The following is a 4185-nucleotide window of genomic DNA, read 5'->3' on the forward strand; positions in this document are numbered from 1 at the left end:
CCCCGTCCCTCGGCTCTGCATCAGCACCTCCTCGACATCCTCGATGTCGACCCGACCCGGCCACCTTGAACCGAAACCGGGCCGGTCAACGCATCGCAACCCCATGTGCGGAAGACAGGTCTAGCGACGCGGCCCGCCAGCGCACCACGGACATGGGAAGTGACGAGGACGCATCCGTGGCCATCTTCGACGTACTGATCGCGTTCCGGCACTGGTCGGAGTCGTTGTCCGCGAACGCGACGCGCGCCTTCGAGCTGAAGGTCTTCTCCGCGCTGCCACCGGCCCGCCTCTACCTGGCAGGCAACAAGGCCATCTGCTCGTTCTTCGGGGACTCCGACAACCGGGACGGCAGCAACGTCCGGCACTACGAAACCAGCGTGCTCGGCGGCCTCGGTTTCTACGTCAACGACGCGTTCGACCAGCTCTGGGACAGCTCGGAGACCATCACGCTCACCGAGCATTGGTACACGCCTCTGCGCGTCGACTGGCCGGAGGGCACCTCGCCGGACCTCGAGCCCGACCGGCGGGTCGGCTACGCGGTCGCTGACGGCGGGCTGTTCCTCAGCGACCAGCAGCTGCTCTTCGACCTTGGCCAGACCGCCAACACCGGCCGGATCGATGTGCCGGTCCGACTGCGCCGCCGTGTCGTCGGGTTCAACTGGGATGGACAGCGGCCGCTGCGCCTCACCGCCTTCGACCGCGCCCGGGATCCGCGCGTAGCCGCGGTCACCGCCGCGATGAACGCCAAATACGGCAGCGAGGGCCGGGTCCGTCGCTCCCTCTTGGAGATCCGCCCGGTACCGCGCTGACCACGCCGACAGCCGCCGACCGTCCGTCCATGTCACCACCCGAGCCGTCGTAGAACGTGTACCCCAACCAGACACCATCCTCGACCGAGAACTCCTAAATTTTCCGGAGGCGCGGATTGTTCTCCAGCGCCCACCGCACGGTCTTCGGCGGGCGCCCGAGCAGGGTTTCCAGCTGGTCGGTGACGCCGCGGTACCCCCCGCCGGCGACCAGCCGGGTCAGGGTCTTCAGGTGCTCCGCCACGTGTGGATGCTCGGCCAAGGCCGTGTCCACAAAGGTCTGATTCCAGTCGTCCACTTCCTCAGGGATGTAGGAGACCGGGCGTCCCAGCGCGGCTCCGTAGTCCTCCGCGAACCCGTGCATGTCCTTCAGTTCCGGACCGTTGAGCTCGTAGGACTTCGAGATGTGCGGCGCCGGGTCGGCCAGGATCTTCGCGCACAGCTCCGCCACGTCGTAACCTGCGATGGGCGCGAGCCGCTGGTGGCCGAAGGGCAGGCGCAGTTCACCGTTGCTCAGCGGGCCCAGCGGCAGCCAGGTCAGCAGGGGGTTCTCGACGAATATGGCCGCCCGCACGTTGACGGTCGGGACGCCGGACCAGTCCAGCACCTGCTCGGCGATCCAGTGGGCCCGCTGCTGCGGCGACCAGTCCGTGACGAGTCCGCCGAGCCACGCACGCCGTTCTTCCTTTGGTGCGGTCATCTTCTCAAACGTCATGAATGACTGCTCGTACTCGGAGATGTTGACGAAGACCTCGATGCCGCCCTGGGCCCGTGCCGCCGCGGCCATCAGGGTGACGGCGTCGGTGTAGTACGGCGACAGGCTCATGCTGAAGTAGATGCGTCGGCAGCCTTTCAGTGCGGCGGTCACGTCGGCGATGTTGAGCAGGTCACCGGCGAAGACCTCGGCCCCGTCCTGGCGGAGCGAGTGCGCGCGTTCGTCGTCCCGTCGCACGAACGCGCGCACTGGATGGCCCTGTTCAAGCAGCATCTCGACCATCATTCTGCTCACAGCACCGATGTCTCCGGCGGCGCCGGTGATCAGGATTGGATTGCGCTCTGGCATCGACGTGTCCTCTGTCTGGTTGGGGTGGGTCAGCTGCTTTGGGTCCTGCTCCAGCCGAACGGTGCCGGCCAGGCGGGTTCTGCGTGGTGTCATCGGGGCGCCGCGCCGTCGATGCCGGCGAGGAAGTCGAGGAGCGCGGCGTTGACCTCGGCGGGACGCTCCTGCTGCGTCCAATGCCCGCAACCGGGCAGCACCACCGGGCCGTGCAGTTGAGGCACGACAGCGCTCAGCGGGTTGCCCGACCCGCCCTCGCCACGCAACATAGCGCTCAGCGAGTTGCCCCCGTCCGGGCCACGCAATGACGTGACCATGTCACGGTCTCCTACCACGTACAGCGCAGGAACGTCGATCCCACGCCCCCGGAAAGGCGCGAGCAGTTCGTTGTTGTGTTCGATGTTCCGGTACCAGTTGAAGGCTCCGGTGAAGGCCCGATCGCCGTGCAGGGCGAAATCCTCGGCGTACACTCGGATGTCCTCCTCCGTCAGCCAGGCAGGGAGAGCGGGTGACTCCGGCATGGTGTCCAGGAGGCCCAGGCCATCGGGTATGACCAACGGGCGGGGCTCCTTGCCGAGCGGGTTGTCGCCTGAAGCACCGACCAGGATGCGGCGGAAGGAGTCCGGGATATCCTTGGCGAGCTCTGCGTCAACGACTCCCGGCTGCTGGAAGTAGATCTGGTAGAAGCCCTCGCCGTACTGGGTGCGGGTGATCGAGGGCGGAACCATCCCGCCGGGCAGAATCGGCGGAATACTGAGCCCGGCCACCGCGCGGACCTTGTCCGGGCGCAGCATCGCCGCGACCCAGGCAACGGGTGCACCCCAGTCGTGACCCACGACGACCGCCTGCTCCTCCCCCAGCTCCTCGATCAGGGCGATCACGTCGCCGACAAGGTGGAGCAGGGTGTACGACGCGATATCCGGCGGCTGCTCGCTGCGGGCGTAGCCGCGCTGGTCAGGGGCAACGACCCGGTACCCGGCCGCCGCCAGCACCCCGAACTGGTGACGCCAGGAGTACCAGCTCTCCGGCCAGCCGTGCAGCAACAGGACCAGCGGCCCCTGCCCCTGCTCGGCGATGTGCAGCCTGACCCCGTTCACGTCGACGAAGCGATGAGTGAGCGAACTTTCCATAAGAATTCCCTGAAGTCGGTGAGTGCGTGCTACTTCTGGCTCTCCTGACCTGATCGGGGGAATGATCGCGACACGAACGGGCCCCTAACGGACACACGCCGTCCCCGTCGCTAGGTTGCGGAATTGTCGAGAAACCGCTGCTAGCGAGGAAGAACGGCGTGCGCGCATCCAGGTTATGGCGTCGACTGCTCGGTGTCGAGAAGGTCGTTGTCGAACGGGTCGAGTTCGACGAGGATCGGAATACGGTCATCGTCCATCTAAGTCTGGATGCACCGTCGTTTATGGCTGTCTGTTGGGGTTCCTGAACGCGGAAGTTCCCTCTGATGAGCTGGGAGGATGGGAGTTCTCTAGGCTTCCGTCCGCCAGATCGAGAGGGCACTTCGCAGGTGCGATTGTTGCATGCGGTGTCGAGGACGCACGCGCGGTTCGACGACCCTGGCCTGATCGGCTGCGCGGGGCTGGTCCCGGTGGTGCGTCTGGCGGAGCAGGCCGGACTGGCCGAGCTCCTCGACGAGCATCTGCGGCCGGTGGACCCGCTCGGTGTGAACGCGCCGGTGAAGGTCGGGTGCCTGGTCGCGGGCATGGCTGCCGGGCCGACAGCATCGAGGACATGGAGCTGCTGCGCAACGGGGCGGTCGGTGAGCTGTTCGGCGGGATCCGGGCCCCGTCCACGCTCGGGAGCTTCCTGCGTGCCCTGGACCGGGGGAACGTCCGCCAACTCGACAAGGTCAACCGGCTGTTCCTCACCACCCTGGCTGAACGGACACCGCTGCTGCCAGGGGCGGAGACGTTGGCGTTCCTCGACGTCGACTCCAGCCAGCGTCGGGTGTTCGGCCCGGCCAAGCAGGGCGCCGCGTTCGGCCACACGAAGATCGCGGGGAAGTCGCTACTGGTCCGGGGCCTCAACGCGCTGGTCGCCACCCTCTCGACCCCGCACTGCGCACCGGTGATCGCCGGCACCCGGCTCCGCGGCGGGAACGCCGGCTCCGCTCGCGGCGCGGCGTCGTTCGTCGCCCGCCACGCCGGCGCCACCGGCACCCTGATCGTCCGCGCCGACTCCGCCTACTAGGGCCTGTTCCGGGTCCGGATCACAGGCGGGATGGTCGTCTTTCGTGTTCGGGTGCTCCAGCTGGTAGCACGGTTGTATGACCCGTGGCGACCTGACCGACGGCGAGTGGGAACTGATCGAACC

General features: G+C 67.2%; 4 protein-coding genes. 2 read left to right on the forward strand and 2 right to left on the reverse strand.

Annotation, left to right across the window (positions count from 1 at the left end; all coding sequences use genetic code 11):
- The first annotated feature begins 176 nt into the window (after positions 1 to 176).
- Positions 177 to 809 (forward strand): hypothetical protein, encoded by a 633-nt coding sequence (locus AB1460_RS36045; protein ID WP_368966964.1) that lies wholly within the window; start codon positions 177 to 179, stop codon positions 807 to 809.
- Between the two features lie 94 nt (positions 810 to 903).
- Here AB1460_RS36045 and AB1460_RS36050 read toward each other — a convergent pair whose 3' ends face one another.
- Both AB1460_RS36050 and AB1460_RS36055 read right to left on the reverse strand, forming a co-directional pair.
- A complete protein-coding gene (locus AB1460_RS36050) occupies positions 904 to 1869 on the reverse strand; it encodes an NAD(P)H-binding protein (protein WP_368966965.1) in 966 nt (321 codons plus the stop codon).
- A gap of 89 nt (positions 1870 to 1958) precedes the next feature.
- The gene (locus AB1460_RS36055; RefSeq protein WP_368966967.1) at positions 1959 to 2993 is read right to left on the reverse strand and encodes an alpha/beta fold hydrolase; all 1035 of its coding nucleotides are present in this window, start codon (positions 2991 to 2993) and stop codon (positions 1959 to 1961) included.
- 565 nt (positions 2994 to 3558) lie between these two features.
- On the opposite strand from AB1460_RS36055, the gene AB1460_RS36060 reads away from it, so the two are divergent.
- Complete coding sequence (locus AB1460_RS36060) at positions 3559 to 4062, forward strand: hypothetical protein (protein ID WP_368966969.1); 504 nt, start codon at positions 3559 to 3561, stop codon at positions 4060 to 4062.
- Positions 4063 to 4185: the final 123 nt, after the last annotated feature.

Origin of the sequence: Parafrankia sp. FMc2 (assembly GCF_041008525.1) — a bacterium.
Taxonomy (GTDB): Bacteria; Actinomycetota; Actinomycetes; order Frankiales; family Frankiaceae; genus Parafrankia.

Bases quoted from the DNA above. Each gene is read 5' to 3' on its own strand.
- AB1460_RS36050 (WP_368966965.1), bottom strand. From the start codon at position 1,869: ATGCCAGAGCGCAATCCAATCCTGATCACCGGCGCCGCCGGAGACATC.
- AB1460_RS36055 (WP_368966967.1), bottom strand. From the start codon at position 2,993: ATGGAAAGTTCGCTCACTCATCGCTTCGTCGACGTGAACGGGGTCAGG.